Source organism: Rhizobium sp. Leaf384 (assembly GCF_001424065.1).
Classification (GTDB): domain Bacteria; phylum Pseudomonadota; class Alphaproteobacteria; order Rhizobiales; family Rhizobiaceae; genus Ferranicluibacter.
In genome coordinates this window covers 1122067-1138358 of sequence record NZ_LMQE01000005.1, presented here as the reverse complement: position 1 = coordinate 1138358, position 16292 = coordinate 1122067, and the positions used below count along the sequence as shown (strand labels likewise).

Below are 16292 nucleotides of genomic sequence, written 5' to 3'. Positions count from 1 at the left end.
CAGAGGCGGCGACGTCGGTAGCGGCATCGACGATTACGCCTGGATCAAGTTCTACAATGGCTCGCAGACCACGGCAGATCCGTTTCTGCTGGAGCACTTCGGCGACGACGAGGACCGCCCTTGGCTTGCCAGCATGATCGGCCGCGGCGTTCCCTACGCCATCATGACGTACCGCTACCGCCCGAAGTATTTCAACGCGGTGCCCTCCACCCTGTTCGTCTCGCGCGGCATTCCGCTTTACGACATCCGAAAGGATTCGACGAACGGCGGGAGCGGCGCGCAGCGCTGGGATGATCAGTCGACGTGGGAGCCGTCCGATAACGCGGCGGTCATCATCTACAATATCATCCGTGGCCTGAGCTATCAGGGCGAATGGTTCTTTGGCGGTCAGAACCTGGCTGCAAATCGTCTGCCGTCGTCGAACTGGATCGCGGCCGCAAACGAGTGCGCGCGTCAGGTTGCCATCAAGGGTGACAAGACGGAGGCGCAGTTTCGGGCAGGCCTCGAAATCACCGGTGACATGGAGCCTCTAGAGGTCATCGATAGCCTGCGCGCGGCCTGCAACGGCCGGATTGCCGAGATCGGAGGCTCGTTCAAGATCCAGGTGGGCGCGTTCGGCGCTGCAGTGTTTAGCTTCACCGACGCCGACATCATCGTCACCAAGGGGCAAAGCTTCGAGCCTTTCCCGGCGCTCGACGACACGATCAACCAGATCAACATCAGCTATCCGAACCCCGATGAGAAGTGGGGATCGAAGGACGGCCCTGCGCTGACTGCAAAGCAGGTCAACGATGCCGTGACCGGCAAATCGCTGTTTGAGGTAGACGGCAATCGGGTTCTGGCCGCTGACGTCCAGTTCCCGGCCGTTCCCTTCGACCGCCAGGCGCAGCGTTTGCGTAGGGCGATGATCAAGGAAGAAAGGCGCTTTCGCACGCATCGCTTCTACCTGCCGCCTGAGGCTTGGGTGCTCGAACCGAATGACGTTCTGTCCTGGTCGTCTGATCGCAATGGCTACGACAACAAGCGCTTCATCGTCACCGATATCCAAGGTGAAGCGACCATGAACCAGCTCGTGACCATTCGCGAGATGGACCCGGCCGATTATGACTGGTCGGCTGATTTCGAGTTGCCGACGACGTCGGGCTATCTCGGCCCGATCGAGGTTCCGCCGCAGCCTATGGAAGGCTGGACGGTTGTTGCAGCTGCTATTGCTGACGCTGGCGGCCGAGGACGCCGGCCGGCGATCGTCGTCACGGCTGCGTCCAACCTNGCAGCCTATGGAAGGCTGGACGGTTGTTGCAGCTGCTATTGCTGACGCTGGCGGCCGAGGACGCCGGCCGGCGATCGTCGTCACGGCTGCGTCCAACCTTGACGACGTGCGGAACGTCCGGGTGCAGGTTCGTGTCGCTGCGACGGACACCCTTGTCTTCGACAGTGATAACCTGCCGTATGACGCGCCTTATAGCTGGACGCTTTCGGGGGCGTGGCTGCTGCCGGCGACGGTGTATGAGGTGCGTGGCCGCCTCATCGCGCAAACTGCAAGCCGTCAGACGCTGTGGTCGACCTGGTTGACGGTCACCACGCCGAACCTGTTGGTGATCGCTGAAGACATTCTCGACAACGCCATCACGCAACAGAAGATCATCGACGGCGCCATTTCGGCACAGAAGATCATGGATGCGGCGATCACGGCGCTGAAGCTTGCCGACAAGGCCGTGACGACCAACAAGCTGGCGATCGGCGCGGTCACGAAGGACATCCTCGCGAGCGGCGCGATCGTCGCCGACAAATTCGCCGATGGTCTCGGCCCGGTCGGCATCATCTCGGGCGCTGCGGTCCCGACAACCAAGACGACTGAGGTCATCACCGTTGCCGGCAAGCTCTATCGCTGGAACGGCAACAAATACACGGCCGACGTGCCCGCGGCCGACATCGCCGGGACGATCTCCGGAAGCCAGATTGCCGACGAGGCCCTTGATGCGACCAAGTTTGCAAACGGCCTAAGCCCGGTCACGAACGTTTCCGGCTCGACCGTGCCGACAACGAAGTCCACCGACGTCATCACAGTCGCGGGCAAGCTTTATCGGTGGACGGGCTCGGCCTATTCAGCGTCGGTTCCCACACAGGATCTAACGGGTACCGTCTCGGCAAACCAGATCGCGGCGAACTCGATCACGTCGTCAAAGATCGCAGCCGATGCGATCACCACAGCGCACATCCAAGCCGGCGCAGTGAAGGCGGACCAGATCGCTGCCAACGCCATCACTGCCAAGCAGCTTACCCTGATGGACATGGGCAACCTTGTGCTGAATGGCGACTTCTCTCAGCTCGACGCCGGTTGGACGGGTACCGGTGGATGGGACTTCTTCATCGAGGGCACGGCCTCCAGCTCGGTTAACGCTTTTGCCAGGAAGCTCGTCAACGCTGCCGGAACGTTCAACCTGTACCAGGACGGCCAGTGGGCGGTTAATCCGGGCGAAGAATACTACATCGAGGCTTGGACACAGTGCAGCGGGTCCGGCGGGGCCGTGGCCAATCTTCGTCTGCAGCTCCAGTTCCAGGACACGAACGCGACGGCCAGCGCGTATGTCCGAATACCGGATGTTGCCATCAACGGAACGAAAGGCTGGTCAAAGACCATGGGTTCAGTCGTCGTTCCGGCAACCGTCGGCGGCAACCCGACAGTAAAGGCCCGGTTCTGGGCCGAGGTGCGTGACGTCACGGGGGCGAATGGCGGTAGCATCCGCCTCGGCAAGGTTTTTGTCCGTCGGATGAACAACGCTGAACTGATCGTCGATGGCGCGATCACCGGCGACAAGATCACGGCGAACGCGATCAGCTCTGACAAGATTGCCGCCAATGCCATCACGTCGGACAAGATTTCGGCCAATGCGATCACGGCCAGCAAGATCGCGGCCGGCTCGATCGACACCGACAAACTGGCAGCTAATGCGATCACGGCCGACAAGCTCGATGCCAATGCCGTGACAGCTCAGAAGATCGCGGCCGGTGCCATCACAGCCATCAAGATCGGGGCTGGCGCGGTTACGACGGACAAGCTCGATGCCGATGCGGTAACCGCTGACAAAATCGCTGCAAACTCGATCGGTGCTCGCCATATCGCCGCGGACTCGATCACCGCGAGAAATTTGTTGCTGACGGATTTCAGCAACATGGTACCGGATAACGCTCTCCAGGACATCAAATCCTGGAGCTTGGGTGGGGGCAGCGCAACTCCATATTTCACGGTGCTCGCTGATATCGGTCCAGCTATGCGGTTCACCGGAACCGTGGCGGCAAGTAGCGGTAGCACCTATATCGCAGGCGCGACTTCCAAGTCATTCAACGTTCGTCCGGGTGATGAGCTGCGCTTCGGTGCAACGATCGACTTCAATTCGGATTCCGATAATCAAGGTGTCCGGATCTATCTGAACTTCTATGACGCTTCCGGGAATAACGTCGGAAACCCCTCGTATAACGAACCGAGTGCGGTCGATCTCAGCGTGAGAAACGTTGCGCAGAATGCGACCGTTCCAGCTGGAGCGGTCACTGCGCAGCTTTATATTCGCCGGCAAGTTCCAACTGCTGGCGCAACGTCTGGCGGTTCGCTCAACGTCTGGAACCCGTTCTGCTACCGTCGTGCCAATGCGGAACTCATCGTCGATGGTGCAATAACAGCGGCTAAGATCGCGGCTAATTCGATCACGGCTGATAAGATCGCGGCGAACGCCGTTACTGTTGATAAGATCGCGGCGAATGCCGTCACCGCCGACAAGATCAATGTCGTGAGTCTCGCAGCGATTTCCGCCACACTTGGCAATGTAGATATCTCGAACGCCAATATCGGTACTCTCACCGTTGGCAAGTCGAATATCCAGAGCGGCGCAGTTACCCAGGTCGACAGCTACTACTCTAGCTCGACGTTGGGCTTGACCCAATCGTCGAACATCGAAGTTGCCGATGTGACTGTCACCGTAGCAGCTGGCGAAAAGGTTCTGATTTTTGGTCAGTTCCGAATTGATATGGAGTCGTCAACTCGTGCCTCTGTAGCTGCCAGAATTTACCGAAACGGTGCTGCTACAGGCATGAACATGTCGATGGATTGCCCGCTGCTCTACGAGGAGAAGCCGTCGGTGGGTGGATCGCAATATGTCCCAGCAGTCTACGGCTGGAGGGGCATGCTCTTCGTTGTCATGCTTCAGGACACTCCAGGCACGGGAACGTTCACCTATACGCTCCGAGCTATTCGCGACACCGGAGGCGGCCAAGACGCCAGCACCAACCTTCGTTTTCTCACAGCTCTGGTCACGAAGAGGTAACCCATGCCGAAGTTCGCAGCCTACAACACCGTCACTGGCGCGATTGACCACGTCAGAGAAACAAGCTGGGAAAATCTGGCTTACGCCTCGCGTCCCGACGGCCATGAGTTTGTCGAGTACGAAGGGGCCTCCGAGATCGACTCGGCTAGCTTCTACGTCAGAATTTCCGGCGCCGAAGCTGACATGGAGGATAGGCCATCCTTCTCCATTGATGACGAGATCAGGTTGGGGATCGGAGAGACAAAGTCTGTCGGTCTGCCTGCCGGAACGGCGGTTTCTCTTCAAGATCAGCAAGGGGAGATAACGGACGGAGCTCTTGAGCTCTCTGCCGATATGGCTGGGACTTATGAGGTCACGCTCTCTCTTTGGCCTTACAAATCCAAAACCGTAAAGGTCGTTGTCTCATGAAGCTGAGGCTTACCCAAGATCTCGAAACGATCCGTCGGCAGGACCAGCTCCGCGTGGATCTGGAGCGCGATCGGCGCATCGCGGCCGGCTTCATCTTTCACGGCAACCTCTACCAGGCACGCGAGCAGGATCTCCGCAACATCAATGGTGCAGCCACCGGCGCAGCACTGGCGCTGATGCAGGACGCCCAGCCGGGCGATCTGCGGTGGCAGGGCGGCGACACCGATTTCGGATGGATCGCGGCCGACAACACGATCGTGCCGATGGACGTCGTCACGATGGTCAACTTCGGCCGCGCTGCCATGGCGCATGTCGAGCGTCTCACCATGACCGGCCGATCGCTCAAAGACCGCCTCGCCGCCGGCGAGGATCTCGACATCTCCGACAACGCTCTCTGGGCTCTCTGAAAGGACCGACGATGTACAATATCGACAGCATGTACGAGTGCATGACCGAAGGGGTGGTCAAGGCGCTCCGCGCAAAGACCGCCGAACGTTGGGCGGTATGCGCATCGATCTGGCTTGCCCGCCAGCAGATCTTCAACGCCCAGGACTTCTGGTATGCGGTCGCCGGCAAGATGCTGTCGGAACTACCGGCTGTCGAGGTCGCGACGATCGAAGGCCAGTTCTCCAAGGCCGAGGACACCCTGTTTTCGACGGTCGGTGATTGGCCGACGCTGCCCGAAGGCCTTGCCGCCCGCATTGGTGCCTGGACGCCAGCGCCTGCCGATATCGACCTTGATGCATTGCGCGCTGACGCCGTCTTGAAGGTCGATCGCGCGGCCGAGGCGTACCGGATGCAGTTCATCACGCCCGGCTACGGGCAGCTGATGGCCTACCAGCAGAAGCTGGAAGAAGCGCGCGACAAGCTCGCCAATCCGAGCATCGCCAACGACAAGATCCCGCACATTATCGCCGAGGCCGCAGCCGACGACATGACACCGCTTGAAAAGGCGGAGCAGGTTGTCGCGGCATTCTCGGCCTTCCAGCAGGTCTCGGCCAACGTCGAGGCCAAGCGCACCGCTGCGAAGAAAGCCATTGCCGAGGCCACGACGGCCGAGGCGATCACTGCCGCCAGCAACATCAGCTGGGCGGACGAATGACCCGCAGGTCACGTCTTTCCATTCACAACAACCTCACAAGGAAACTTAGCATGTCCATGATGATCGGCTCCCTCAAGCGCCGCAACGAAGCTCTCCAGAACGAATGCGACACGCTCGCAGGCGCCATCGACAATCTCTCGTTCCGCGTCCAGGAGGCCTATGAACTCCTCCAGAAGTACGAACCCGCATGGGTGGCCGAGAAGATGGGCTTCGCGCCGCCTGCAGGTGAGACTGCAGACACGCCCGCAGCCGCGCCAGCCACAAACACTTAAGTACTGCATGCCGTAGTGTGCCGTTTGCCAGCAAGCGGCCCGCATCCGACCCGAGCAACGTGATCACCGCGCAAACGCCGGCGATCAGTGCTCACGCTCCACAAGGACATCGTTATGAAGACCACCTTGGATATCCAATCCGAGCTGCAACGCCGTGGCTATTACCAAGGCGAACTGGACGGCATCCGTGGCCGTCAGACTATCGCGGCCGTCAAGCAATTTCAGCGTGCGCAGGGACTGTGGATCGACGGCGTTGCCGGCGGGAAGACAATCGCCAAGCTGTTCCCTAACGAGGCCTCCGTCGCCAACGACAACTCACCGGATGCTACGCCGTGGCTCGATCTGGCCTACCGCAAGAAAGGCCTGCACGAGAGGATCAACAATGCCGAGCTCCGCGCCTTCCTGAAGTCGGACGGCAAGACGCTCGGCGATCCGGCCAAGCTGCCTTGGTGCGGTGATTTCGTCGAGACCTGCCTCGCTATCACCATGCCGGACGAGATCCTGCCGGTGAACCCGTACGGCGCCATGAACTGGGCCGCCTTCGGCAAGGCGACCAAGCCGAAGAAGGGCGCGATCCTGTCGTTCTGGCGGGGCACCCCGGACAGCTGGCAGGGCCATGTTGGTTTCTACGTCGGCGAGGACGCAACCCACTTCCATGTGCTCGGCGGCAACCAGTCCGATGCCGTGACCATCTCTCGCATCGAGAAGAAGCGCCTGCGCGTCAATGGCGCACGCTGGCCGCTCACCGCTCTCGCCACGGCTGAAATCGCAGTCGTGAGCGATGGTGCCACACTGACTGAAACTACCAACGAAGCTTGAAGGAAAGCGACATGACATACCGGAAATACATCTCGATCGCGGTGCTCGCCGTGATCGCCGCCGTGCTGATCGGAACCATGGCTTTCGCTCAGGATGCTGCGCCCGTCGTAGCGCGATCCTCCATCTGGTTTGATCTCTGGCAGATCCTGCAGCCGCTCGTCGTCATGTTCGGCTCGATCGTCGGGCCGGTGCTGATCACCTGGATCGGTGCCCGCGTCATTGCCCTGCTCAAAATCACCGACGTGGCCAAACGGCTCGAGATCGAGACGCAGCTCCGCAATGCAATCCATGCAAGTGCAGCCAATGCCATCCGGTTCGCGGTTGCTAAAGCGGGCCTCGTCCCTGGTGCTGTTATCACGCCTCAACTCATCGAGACCGCTACTAGCTACGTCGTCGAGAAAAATCCGGACGCTCTGGCACGGCTCGGCGTGACCGAAGACATGTTGCGCGAGATAATCACCTCGAAGGTGCCTGACCTCGTAAAGGTCGTCAGCGCGCCGGTGAGAACCTGAGCGGATGAGTGGCGACAGCTACACGGGTCCAGGTATCTGGATCCGTATCCAGCACAGGTTCGGCCCGCGGAACATGGAATGGTTCTCGGGGGCCGTAACGACGACGTTCGGTGTTGTTGTCCTGATAGGTGATGACCTTTTCTCCCAGCCGTCTTGGGCGGGTTTCCGTGAGTTCTTCGGCACGCAATCTTCTTTCGGCACCATCATGCTGACCCTGGGGATGCTTCGCCTAGTCGCATTGGTCATCAACGGCGCAAAAAAGAAGGTGACGCCTCAAATTCGGCAGGTCGCTGCAGGGTTCGGGCTCATCATTTGGTTCGGCGTTTGCGCCGGGTTTTACAGTTCGGGCGTCATCAGCACCTGGCTGGCGATCTATCCTTGGCTCGTGATCGCGGAGCTGACCAACATCTATAGCTGCTTAAGTCGCTGCCCGCTGAAGCTCTGTTCGGCCTCGGCGCCGTCATCGGCATCGGCGTACTGGTACGCTACTTCGGGCTCGGGCAGGGGCAACGGGCCAGTCCCGAGCACTCGGCAGCTTCAGCTCAGGTTGCGGCCTTGATCGTGGATCCCTCTGCCTTGAACAAAGCGACTGCCGCGATCGAGGCGCAGACGCTCGAGGCCATTCATTTTCGCAAATCTACTGAGCGCGCGGTCGACGATTTCGGCGACCGCATTCGAGACCTCACGCGCAGCATCGACGCGATGCGCGAGGAGATGATCCGCAAGGGTCGATGAGCGTCTTTTCCCAAAAACAAGGATACCTCCCATGGCTCTTTCAGGCGTTCATGTCACCTGCGGCTACGTTATCGACCGCCGCGGCGTAAAGTTGTTTTCTCCTCTCTNTCCCAAAAACAAGGATACCTCCCATGGCTCTTTCAGGCGTTCATGTCACCTGCGGCTACGTTATCGACCGCCGCGGCGTAAAGTTGTTTTCTCCTCTCTGGTCCGAGACCGTCGCGATTGGCGGAACGACCACGCAAGTCGCGCCGGGGGTGCAGCAGGGGCTCGTTTCGGAAGATGAGGCTTCGCTCGTCTTTCGCGTTCGCGCACCATCCTCGTCCGAGATCTACGTTGCGGTGGATGCTGCGCCCGATGCGTCGCAGGCTGTTGGCAGTCAGAGGTCGACCGTCCGTCAACATCTCGTTGGTGGTCAGGAAAAGGACCTTCCGGCCAAAGCTGGGTGGAAGTGCAACGCGGTGGCTGCGTGATGGAGAGGCTCGTCGGTAGAAGCCTGGATTACATCGGCGACGTCGTCACGGCGATCGGCGAGCGCAAAGGTAGCACCCCAGGGCAGGGTGGTGGGGCCTTGCCCGGCCAGCGTCTTGCCCCGAGCGGCTTTACACTACCGGTGCCTTTTGTCGTTACTGATACGGGCGGCGCTTTTGCGACCAACTACGACATTCAAGCAGCAAAGCCCGTCTACACCAATACGATCTATGTCGGCCCCGGTGGTGCCGACGCGAACAGCGGCCTCACCTATGCCCTACGGGTTCGATCGCTAAAGCGGGCTATCCTCGCCGCAAACGCGCTGGGTGGAACAGTTCGCATCCTGGCTGATCCTGCCACGTACAAATACTCGGACGTCGTATCGAGTGTGCAGGCTTCTTGGAGCGGGCAGCCGCAGGCCTGCAATCTGGTCATTGAGAGCTCGACGCCGGGGCAGAAGATCATCTCGCTTTGTGACACGGCGATGCCTGCGTTTGTTGCGACTGCGACCGATGCCACGGTCTACGTGTCCACGTACACAACGCAGACGCCGGCCTCTGCCGTCATCGACATGGCGAACCTTGGGGTCGATACGGATGGCGTCAGCAGGCCCAAGGAACTGACGCGAGCGTTTCCGGCTGCCACCGACGAGGCGACCATTGTTGCCGCCATCAACGCCCAGGCGGCGAAGTATGGCCGCGGCGCCCACTACCTCGATGCCACGAACAAGAAGCTCTACGTCAAGCTGATCGCCAATCGTGTGCCCGATGCGAACTTGGTTGTCACATCAACCGGCGGAAACGCGAACTTCTGGCTCAACCAGACGACGACGAGCTACACCGTTTGGGCTCGTGACTGTGAGTTCTGGGGATGCTCGGGCGGCTTCCGGGTCACCAGCAGTACGACAGTCAACCAGACGACGACGAGCTACACCGTTTGGGCTCGTGACTGTGAGTTCTGGGGATGCTCGGGCGGCTTCCGGGTCACCAGCAGTACGACAGTCAACCATGCCGCCTATCTCCTCGATTGCTTCGCTGGATACACCGGCAGCTCACATGGATTCTTCACATCGGGTGGGCCGGCATCTCTCATCATGCAGCGCTGTGGTGCGGCTTGCATTGCAGCCGATGGCTTTAACTACAATGGCGGCGCAAGCCTGGCCCTTTCAGTGACGTTCATTGAAATCGATTGCTGGTCGGATCGTGTCGGGCAGAACGCGGCAGAGAGCACGGACGCCTCGAACAACGGCTCCAGCGCGCACACGTTCTGCCGGGGCGTTCGCGTCAATGGCAAGCACACGAACGGAACGAACAGGGCCATTCACGACATCCAGGACAGTCAGTCGTGGAACCTCGGTGTCACTGCCGGGCCGTCGCGGATGCCTGTGGGCAGTGGTGAAGCACGCGCTGGGTTTGCCTGCGGTCTCCTGACGTTCACCGGCGGGGCGAAGATGTGGCTTGATCGCTGCATCACGACGGGCGTGGATAGGGATCTTGAAGCGTATGCGGGGGGCACCCTCTACGCCGCGCCGAACTGCGTTCTGGCCGCTGGTCAGAATGCTGCTCCGGACGGCACGATCGGGAGCTACGCGCTATGAAGAGCGTAGCAGCCATCCCGACGACTGGTCTCGTCCGTCGATCCGGAAATCGGATCATCATCCAGCAGCCGGGCTATATGCTCGACGGCTACGATCTGACGGAATTCTATGTCTCCGTGGTCGCCGACGACGTAACCATCATGAACTGCCTGTTCGGCGCGGCTGGCAACTTCACGGTCGATCAGCAGTCGGGATCTGGATTGACGGTCTTCGGTTGCGAGTTCGACACCAAACACGCGGCGAGCAAGCAGATGGCGTTCATCTCAGGCCGGGACGGAACTCTGACCGTTCGCAAGTGCACGTTCAAGGGTGCCGGATCTGATTGCATCCTAATCTCAAGGGGTATTGTCGAGGACAACGAGTTCTCCGACCCGTGGGGCCGACCCGGCTCCCATTCGGCCGCGGTCACCGTCTCGAAGACGACGGGGCCGGTGGCGATCCGCAACAACAAGTTCGACTGGCGCGCTCTGCCGGGTGCGCCAGGTGGTCCCAATAACTGCATCCGCGTTTCCGCCACAGCCGGGGCGGTGGTGCGGGATGTGACGATTGAGGGCAATACGCTGATCGGGGGTACCTTTTCCATCCAGGCCGGCATTGATCCAACCTCGAACAGGAACACGCGCTGCGAGCGCATCGCCATCCGTGACAACGTCGTCAGCGGCTGGGGAAAGAATATGGACTGGCTCTATCCGACAAAGCGGGCAACCGATCTAATCATTGACGGGAACCGAACGCCGGACGATTGGCCGCTTCATTCCTGAACCTCCGCCATTAACATCAGTTCAAATCTACTAGTGGCTGCCCAATAAATTCTGCGGAAGAATTGAAAGCGAGTTTCAAGATGCCTTCGATTGGATCGCGATAGAAAATCTCGCCGTAAACCGATTTCGTATCCCAGTCCCATGAAACGAGCTGACCTGGCTCGTACCAGGTTTTCGTCGTAGGATAGATCCTAATCTGCAGGGGTAAGTCCCCGTGTCTTGTCTCTAAGCGAATACCCCTAAGTCCGAACGTTATGAGTGAATTTTCGTGATCATCGGCGTAAAGATCAACTAGATCCTTCACGCGATTTTCCTCGATTGGATAACTTCTTAAGGCTTCGACTAGCAAAAGGGCAATCTCGACAGCCCTTTTGACATCTTCTTCTGAGACCAATCTGCTTTCGTGGATAATCCTGTTCCGCAGGTGGGAAAACTGCTCAACAGTTTTCAAAAGCTCTCGCCCAGTCAAATTCTGAGGTATTCGAGCGAACCCCTCTCGAACCGAATACTTGGTTCGCCCTCCATGCCACCCGGTTCTCGCTAAGACTTGGTTGACCATGAGCTCAAGGTCGCTCGAAACTCGAAGAAAGGCCCCTAGTGCAGACCGCTCGGCCTCAGCTAATATACGGTCCCTGTAAGAGAGCGCGGATTCGCTCTCCAAGACCGCTACTCCGGGAACGGAGTCAATCACGCTTTCGACCCTGCTCTCCAGCTGCATAAGTTCATCGCCTAGCTCAATTTCCTGTCCGAATAGCCTCCCTTTGCGCAAGCGCCCGATGAGCGTCTTGATGTCATCTTGGAGGACATAGAACGCGTAAAAGGCGACAGCGGGCCAAGCTAGGGATGCTAAAGCTGTAAGAAAGTTGGAAAGACTTTGCATGGCCGACCTCGTGAGATGCCGTAAGGTATCGGCGGCTAATAGATCGGTCAACGACCTCACCACCCCATCGTCAAAGGGAGCCGCCACCCTTGGTAAGGTGACGGCTAAATTTTCTGCTCACTGGGAAATGACACCGCAACGGTGCACACCGATAGACGGATTTTTGCGGCTGTAAGTTTCAGTCTTCCATCATGTCGCACGCAGCGCACAACACCACATCATCAACTTGTGGGATCGTTACAGCATTTTGTCAGTGCACCGTTTGCGTATCGTGAGTTGGTTCAACATCAACCGCTGAAACGTAGTAGACAACAGTGCCTTTTCGATCGAGCGAAAACTGATGCTTCTCAGAACTTGTGGTGATGAGTTCGACCCAATTTTCAAATGTAGAGATCTGCAAATATCCGCCCATATCCAACAGCCGGCGCAGATCTGCTTCCGCCATAACGGAGGACGCTAGATTGATGCCTCGGTGAAAAACATCGATACGGTAGTTCAAAATAGCCGAGTCTTTAACTCGACGTGATCTAATATGCTTCACTTTAATATAACACCCTATCTATTAGAATGTTATCTCGACCGCTATTCACCTGTCTATAAGGCCTTAAGTCCCTAGGATCTTACTCACTGGACCTGATGCCACGCACCGTCACCCCATCATCATATGTTGGCGTGGTTTCTCGTGTGCCTCTTGCATGCTTGCGCTATGCATGTCCGCCTCTTTCGATTTCGTTCATTTCTGTGCCGCATTGGTACTTGCTGGGTGCAATGACTGCACTCTTAACATCGCAATCTATCCGAGCGATCGGGTAGGCCGGAGGCACCAATGCAGGCGCTCAAGTATAACGATGACGTTATATATACTAACTCATCTGCCGTTCAGCGGCTCACTTACGATAAGTTCACTCACACGCTCGTCGTCTATTTCAGCTCTGGCAAACCTAGATGTCTTGAGAATGTAACCGAGGACATGTTCCGTTCTCTGGAAGCGCAGGCTCACGACGGTGAGTGCCTATTCGACAACTGCCTACTCATGTTTCTAGCTGAGCACTGTAGGGCATGGGCTAGCCCCCTCAGCACCTGACGGCCTCGCCCCCTCACCACCACATCAAAGGCGGCCGCCACCCTTGGTAAAGTGGCGGCAAAATTTTTTGCTCATTAGGAAATGACGCCGCAACGATGCACACCCATAGACAGATTTTTGCGGCTGTAGGTTTCAGCCTTCCATCATGTCGCACGTAGCGCACAAACGCCCCATCATCGAAGTATGGGCGCGGTGCGCACTACCTCAATGCAGCGAACAAGAAGCTCTACGTCAAGCTGATCGCCAACCGTGTGCCAGATGTGAGCCTGATCGTCACATCGACGGGCGGAAATGCGAACTTCTTGCTCAACCAGACGACGACGAGCTACACCGTTTGGGCTCGTGACTGTGAGTTCTGGGGATGCTCGGGCGGCTTCCGGGTCACCAGCAGTACGACAGTCAACCATGCNGGCTCAACCAGACGACGACGAGCTACACCGTTTGGGCTCGTGACTGTGAGTTCTGGGGATGCTCGGGCGGCTTCCGGGTCACCAGCAGTACGACAGTCAACCATGTCGCCTATCTCCTCGATTGCTTCGCTGGATACACCGGCAGCTCGCATGGCTTCTTCACATCGGGTGGGCCGGCATCTCTCATCATGCAGCGCTGTGGTGCGGCTTGCATTGCAGCCGATGGCTTTAACTACAACGGCGGCGCAAGCCTGGCCCTTTTAGTGACGTTCATCGAAATCGATTGCTGGTCGGATCGTGTCGGACAGAACGCGGCAGAGAGCACGGACGCCTCGAACAACGGCTCCAGCGCGTACACGTTCTGCCGTGGCGTTCGCGTCAACGGCAAGCATACGAACGGAACGAACAGGACCATTCACGACATCCAGGACAGTCAGTCGTGGAACCTCGGCTTTACCGCCGGGCCGTCGCGGATGGCTGTGGGTAGTGGAGAAGCACGCGCCGGGTTTGCCTGCGGTCTCTTGACGTTCACCGGCTGGGCGAAGATGTGGCTCGATCGTTGCATTACAACGGGCATGGACAGGGATCTAGAGGCATATGCAGGCGGCACCCTTTACGCCGCGCCGAACTGTGTTCTGGCCGCTGGTCAGAATGCCCCTCCGGACGGCACGATCGGGACCTATGCGCCATGACCGACATCACCCTCGATCCATCAAAGGGCCAGACGCTCGAAAAATGGGCCAAGGCAATTCTTTCTGATGCGGGGATTGTTCGTCTTGCGCCTGGAGAGCACGGCCGGCCGCTGTTCACTGGACGGCTGAAACATACGGTGCAGATCGTTGGCCCAACTTCTGGGCCACTTGCCATCGTACGAGCAGCTACTTTCCGCGATACCGCTCGTTAGCTCTTTCGGCGCGTCCTGTTCCAAGCGGCCGGCGCTTGCGTTGCCGTGCTTCGCCTCGCTAGCAGATTGAATGCTGTAGCTCATGCTCAAGGGGCATCACGGTAGGTTCGCGTAAGCTCGTTTTGATAACCGCTTATTCAGGAATAGAAGCTTACCGAGCGGAGAAGATATTTGAACCTGGTGCGCGCCGCCTCCATGATGATGCTCGCTTTGACACCCTCAGGTGTAGCTAAGGCCGAGACAATCGCGGACGCCATGGCGAAGGCATATGTTAATAATCCTGACCTTAACGCTGCACGCGCAGGGCTTCGGGCCGTGGACGAGGCGGTCGCCATCGCAAAGTCCGGATACCGCCCGCAGGTCTCTGCGGTGGTGACCGCCACGCAGACTCGCTACGACAGTGAGCTCCAGCAGCGTCCGCGAGACTTCCATGAGGGCTCCGCCGGACTGACAATCACGCAGCAGATCTTCGATGGCTTCCAGACATTGAATGAGGTCCGCGCCTCCGAATCAACGGTGCTCTCCGGTCGGGAAAGCCTGAAGGCGAACGAGATTTCGATCCTCCTGTCTGCCGCTGAAGCTTATGCCAATATCGTGCGTGACCTAGAGGTCGTCGCAATTCGCCACCAGAACATTTCTTTTCTCAAGGAGCAGTTGAAAGCCGCCAACGCGCGGCGGACGCTGGGCGAGGGGACGCGGACGGACGTCAGTCAGGCCGAGGCGGAACTCGCAAGTTCCAAGGCTTTGCTCGCGACGGCCGTTTCCCAGCTGAAGCAGAGCGAGGCGGTCTATTTCCAGATTGTCGGCAGGGAGCCTCGAAACATTAAGGCGGCTTCACCCGCCAAGTCCGGCATACCGCGCACGCTCGACGAAGCCGTTGCTGCCGGATTAAGGGACAATCCGCAGATCATCGCTGCTGAATATGCAGTCAACGCCGCCGGCTATCGGGTGAAGCAGGCAGAGGGCGCAATGCTGCCCGGAGTGACGATCCAAGGGTTGGTAAATCGCAACACTGGCGACTCGTTCAGAGACGGCGGCATCGACACCACCTCGGGTTCCATCACCCTCCGCCTTCAGGTGCCCATCTATCAGGGCGGCGTTGAGTATGGCCAGATTCGGCAGGCCAAGGAGCGGGAGGGGCAGCAGGCCATGATCGTTGACAAGGTCCGCATGGATGTCCGCCGGACGGTGGTCAGCTCCTACGCGCAGCTTGAGGCAGCGCTCGCCGCTATAGCAGCCAACAAACAGCAGATCCATGCAGCAAATAAGGCGTTGTCCGGCGTCATCGAGGAGCGGAAGGTCGGGCAGCGCACAACGCTCGACGTTCTCGATGCACAGCAGTCAGTTCTTGTTGCCCGCGAAAGCCTTGCGGCATCACAGCGCAATGCCGTGGTCGCCAGTTACTCGATTCTTGCCAGCATCGGCGCGCTGACGGTCAGGGGCCAGAACGTTGCTGTGGCCGAATATCGCCCTGAAGAGCATTATGAAGCCGTAAAGAACAAATCGTTTGGATCGAACACCAATACCGATTAGCGCAGCCTTGCGGTACACAGTCGATATAACAAGGCTAGCCGTACTGTCGCCGGTTTAAACCTTCGCGGCCCCCCCCCCCCTCGGTATTGCCATAGGCTTTCCGTTGCAACCTCAGGAGGGCATCGCCCCATCACCCTTAACACTGTGGATGGCGTCACCATTGAGAACAACACAATCACGCACGACGGCAGCAAGGTTGTTCCATGGATACAGGTGACAGCGTCGAAGGATGGCCGCGTTTCATCGGCGGTCATATGTCAGGGGAATACGGCTCCCCGAATGCTGATCGACCGGCCGGCGACGCTGTCGGCCAACACGATAGCCTGACTGAGACCCCATCAAGCAAACGGCCGCCGTTGGGCGACGGCGGCCAAAGTGTTTGGTTTTGAAATCGTTAAAGTATGCAGTGCAGCATGCTGCTGCATTGCACAAAAGTCGAGTCATTTTCATGTGAAGGTTTTCTGACGCCTCATCTTTGTGCCACA

At 58.7% G+C, this 16292-nt stretch carries 16 protein-coding genes; 14 read left to right on the top strand and 2 right to left on the bottom strand.

The genetic code is table 11. The features are described from left to right. Positions 1-1277: 1277 nt before the first annotated feature. From ASG25_RS13610 to ASG25_RS13555, 12 genes are all read left to right on the top strand, one after another. Positions 1278-4319, top strand: a complete 3042-nt coding sequence (locus ASG25_RS13610) for a hypothetical protein (protein ID WP_062474342.1) — start codon at positions 1278-1280, stop codon at positions 4317-4319. A 3-nt stretch (positions 4320-4322) separates the two neighbouring features. Next, the gene (locus ASG25_RS13605; RefSeq protein WP_062474340.1) at positions 4323-4727 is read left to right on the top strand and encodes a hypothetical protein; all 405 of its coding nucleotides are present in this window, start codon (positions 4323-4325) and stop codon (positions 4725-4727) included. Further along, a complete protein-coding gene (locus ASG25_RS13600; protein ID WP_062474338.1) occupies positions 4724-5134 on the top strand; it encodes a DUF4376 domain-containing protein in 411 nt (136 codons plus the stop codon). Before ASG25_RS13605 ends, ASG25_RS13600 begins: the two co-directional genes overlap by 4 nt. An 11-nt stretch (positions 5135-5145) precedes the next feature. Next, positions 5146-5829 (top strand): hypothetical protein, encoded by a 684-nt coding sequence (locus ASG25_RS13595; RefSeq protein ID WP_062474336.1) that lies wholly within the window; start codon positions 5146-5148, stop codon positions 5827-5829. A gap of 50 nt (positions 5830-5879) precedes the next feature. Further along, positions 5880-6101 (top strand): hypothetical protein, encoded by a 222-nt coding sequence (locus ASG25_RS13590; protein ID WP_062474328.1) that lies wholly within the window; start codon positions 5880-5882, stop codon positions 6099-6101. Between the two features lie 114 nt (positions 6102-6215). After that, positions 6216-6920, top strand: coding sequence for a peptidoglycan-binding protein (locus ASG25_RS13585; protein ID WP_062474326.1), 705 nt, complete (start codon positions 6216-6218; stop codon positions 6918-6920). A gap of 11 nt (positions 6921-6931) precedes the next feature. Continuing rightward, the gene (locus tag ASG25_RS13580; protein ID WP_062474324.1) at positions 6932-7432 is read left to right on the top strand and encodes a hypothetical protein; all 501 of its coding nucleotides are present in this window, start codon (positions 6932-6934) and stop codon (positions 7430-7432) included. A gap of 4 nt (positions 7433-7436) precedes the next feature. Beyond that, positions 7437-7991 (top strand): hypothetical protein, encoded by a 555-nt coding sequence (locus ASG25_RS13575; RefSeq protein ID WP_062474322.1) that lies wholly within the window; start codon positions 7437-7439, stop codon positions 7989-7991. A 17-nt stretch (positions 7992-8008) separates the two neighbouring features. Further along, positions 8009-8167, top strand: coding sequence for a hypothetical protein (locus ASG25_RS13570; protein ID WP_156466892.1), 159 nt, complete (start codon positions 8009-8011; stop codon positions 8165-8167). 131 nt (positions 8168-8298) lie between these two features. Continuing rightward, the gene (locus tag ASG25_RS13565; RefSeq protein ID WP_062474317.1) at positions 8299-8640 is read left to right on the top strand and encodes a hypothetical protein; all 342 of its coding nucleotides are present in this window, start codon (positions 8299-8301) and stop codon (positions 8638-8640) included. After that, positions 8640-10235, top strand: coding sequence for a hypothetical protein (locus tag ASG25_RS13560; RefSeq protein WP_062474316.1), 1596 nt, complete (start codon positions 8640-8642; stop codon positions 10233-10235). Before ASG25_RS13565 ends, ASG25_RS13560 begins: the two co-directional genes overlap by 1 nt. A gap of 77 nt (positions 10236-10312) precedes the next feature. Further along, positions 10313-10996, top strand: a complete 684-nt coding sequence (locus ASG25_RS13555) for a right-handed parallel beta-helix repeat-containing protein (protein ID WP_162242190.1) — start codon at positions 10313-10315, stop codon at positions 10994-10996. A gap of 16 nt (positions 10997-11012) precedes the next feature. Here ASG25_RS13555 and ASG25_RS13550 read toward each other — a convergent pair whose 3' ends face one another. After that, on the bottom strand, positions 11013-11876 hold the full coding sequence (locus tag ASG25_RS13550) for a hypothetical protein (protein ID WP_062474314.1): 864 nt from the start codon (positions 11874-11876) through the stop codon (positions 11013-11015). 250 nt (positions 11877-12126) lie between these two features. Next, positions 12127-12375 carry a hypothetical protein gene (locus ASG25_RS22805; RefSeq protein ID WP_156466891.1) on the bottom strand — a complete coding sequence of 83 codons (249 nt, stop codon included), beginning with the start codon at positions 12373-12375 and terminating at the stop codon, positions 12127-12129. A 1683-nt stretch (positions 12376-14058) separates the two neighbouring features. On the opposite strand from ASG25_RS22805, the gene ASG25_RS22800 reads away from it, so the two are divergent. After that, entirely contained in the window at positions 14059-14274 is a 216-nt protein-coding gene (locus ASG25_RS22800) for a hypothetical protein (protein ID WP_156379777.1), read from the top strand. A 195-nt stretch (positions 14275-14469) separates the two neighbouring features. Then, complete coding sequence (locus ASG25_RS13530; RefSeq protein ID WP_062474643.1) at positions 14470-15807, top strand: TolC family outer membrane protein; 1338 nt, start codon at positions 14470-14472, stop codon at positions 15805-15807. The last annotated feature ends 485 nt before the right edge of the window (positions 15808-16292 follow it).

Coding starts and splice junctions, on each gene's coding strand:
- ASG25_RS13610 (WP_062474342.1), top strand. CDS start 1,278: ATGGAAGGCTGGACGGTTGTTGCAGCTGCTATTGCTGACGCTGGCGGC.
- ASG25_RS13605 (WP_062474340.1), top strand. CDS start 4,323: ATGCCGAAGTTCGCAGCCTACAACACCGTCACTGGCGCGATTGACCAC.
- ASG25_RS13600 (WP_062474338.1), top strand. CDS start 4,724: ATGAAGCTGAGGCTTACCCAAGATCTCGAAACGATCCGTCGGCAGGAC.
- ASG25_RS13595 (WP_062474336.1), top strand. CDS start 5,146: ATGTACAATATCGACAGCATGTACGAGTGCATGACCGAAGGGGTGGTC.
- ASG25_RS13590 (WP_062474328.1), top strand. CDS start 5,880: ATGTCCATGATGATCGGCTCCCTCAAGCGCCGCAACGAAGCTCTCCAG.
- ASG25_RS13585 (WP_062474326.1), top strand. CDS start 6,216: ATGAAGACCACCTTGGATATCCAATCCGAGCTGCAACGCCGTGGCTAT.
- ASG25_RS13580 (WP_062474324.1), top strand. CDS start 6,932: ATGACATACCGGAAATACATCTCGATCGCGGTGCTCGCCGTGATCGCC.
- ASG25_RS13575 (WP_062474322.1), top strand. CDS start 7,437: ATGAGTGGCGACAGCTACACGGGTCCAGGTATCTGGATCCGTATCCAG.
- ASG25_RS13565 (WP_062474317.1), top strand. CDS start 8,299: ATGGCTCTTTCAGGCGTTCATGTCACCTGCGGCTACGTTATCGACCGC.
- ASG25_RS13560 (WP_062474316.1), top strand. CDS start 8,640: ATGGAGAGGCTCGTCGGTAGAAGCCTGGATTACATCGGCGACGTCGTC.
- ASG25_RS13555 (WP_162242190.1), top strand. CDS start 10,313: ATGCTCGACGGCTACGATCTGACGGAATTCTATGTCTCCGTGGTCGCC.
- ASG25_RS13550 (WP_062474314.1), bottom strand. CDS start 11,876: ATGCAAAGTCTTTCCAACTTTCTTACAGCTTTAGCATCCCTAGCTTGG.
- ASG25_RS22800 (WP_156379777.1), top strand. CDS start 14,059: ATGACCGACATCACCCTCGATCCATCAAAGGGCCAGACGCTCGAAAAA.
- ASG25_RS13530 (WP_062474643.1), top strand. CDS start 14,470: ATGATGATGCTCGCTTTGACACCCTCAGGTGTAGCTAAGGCCGAGACA.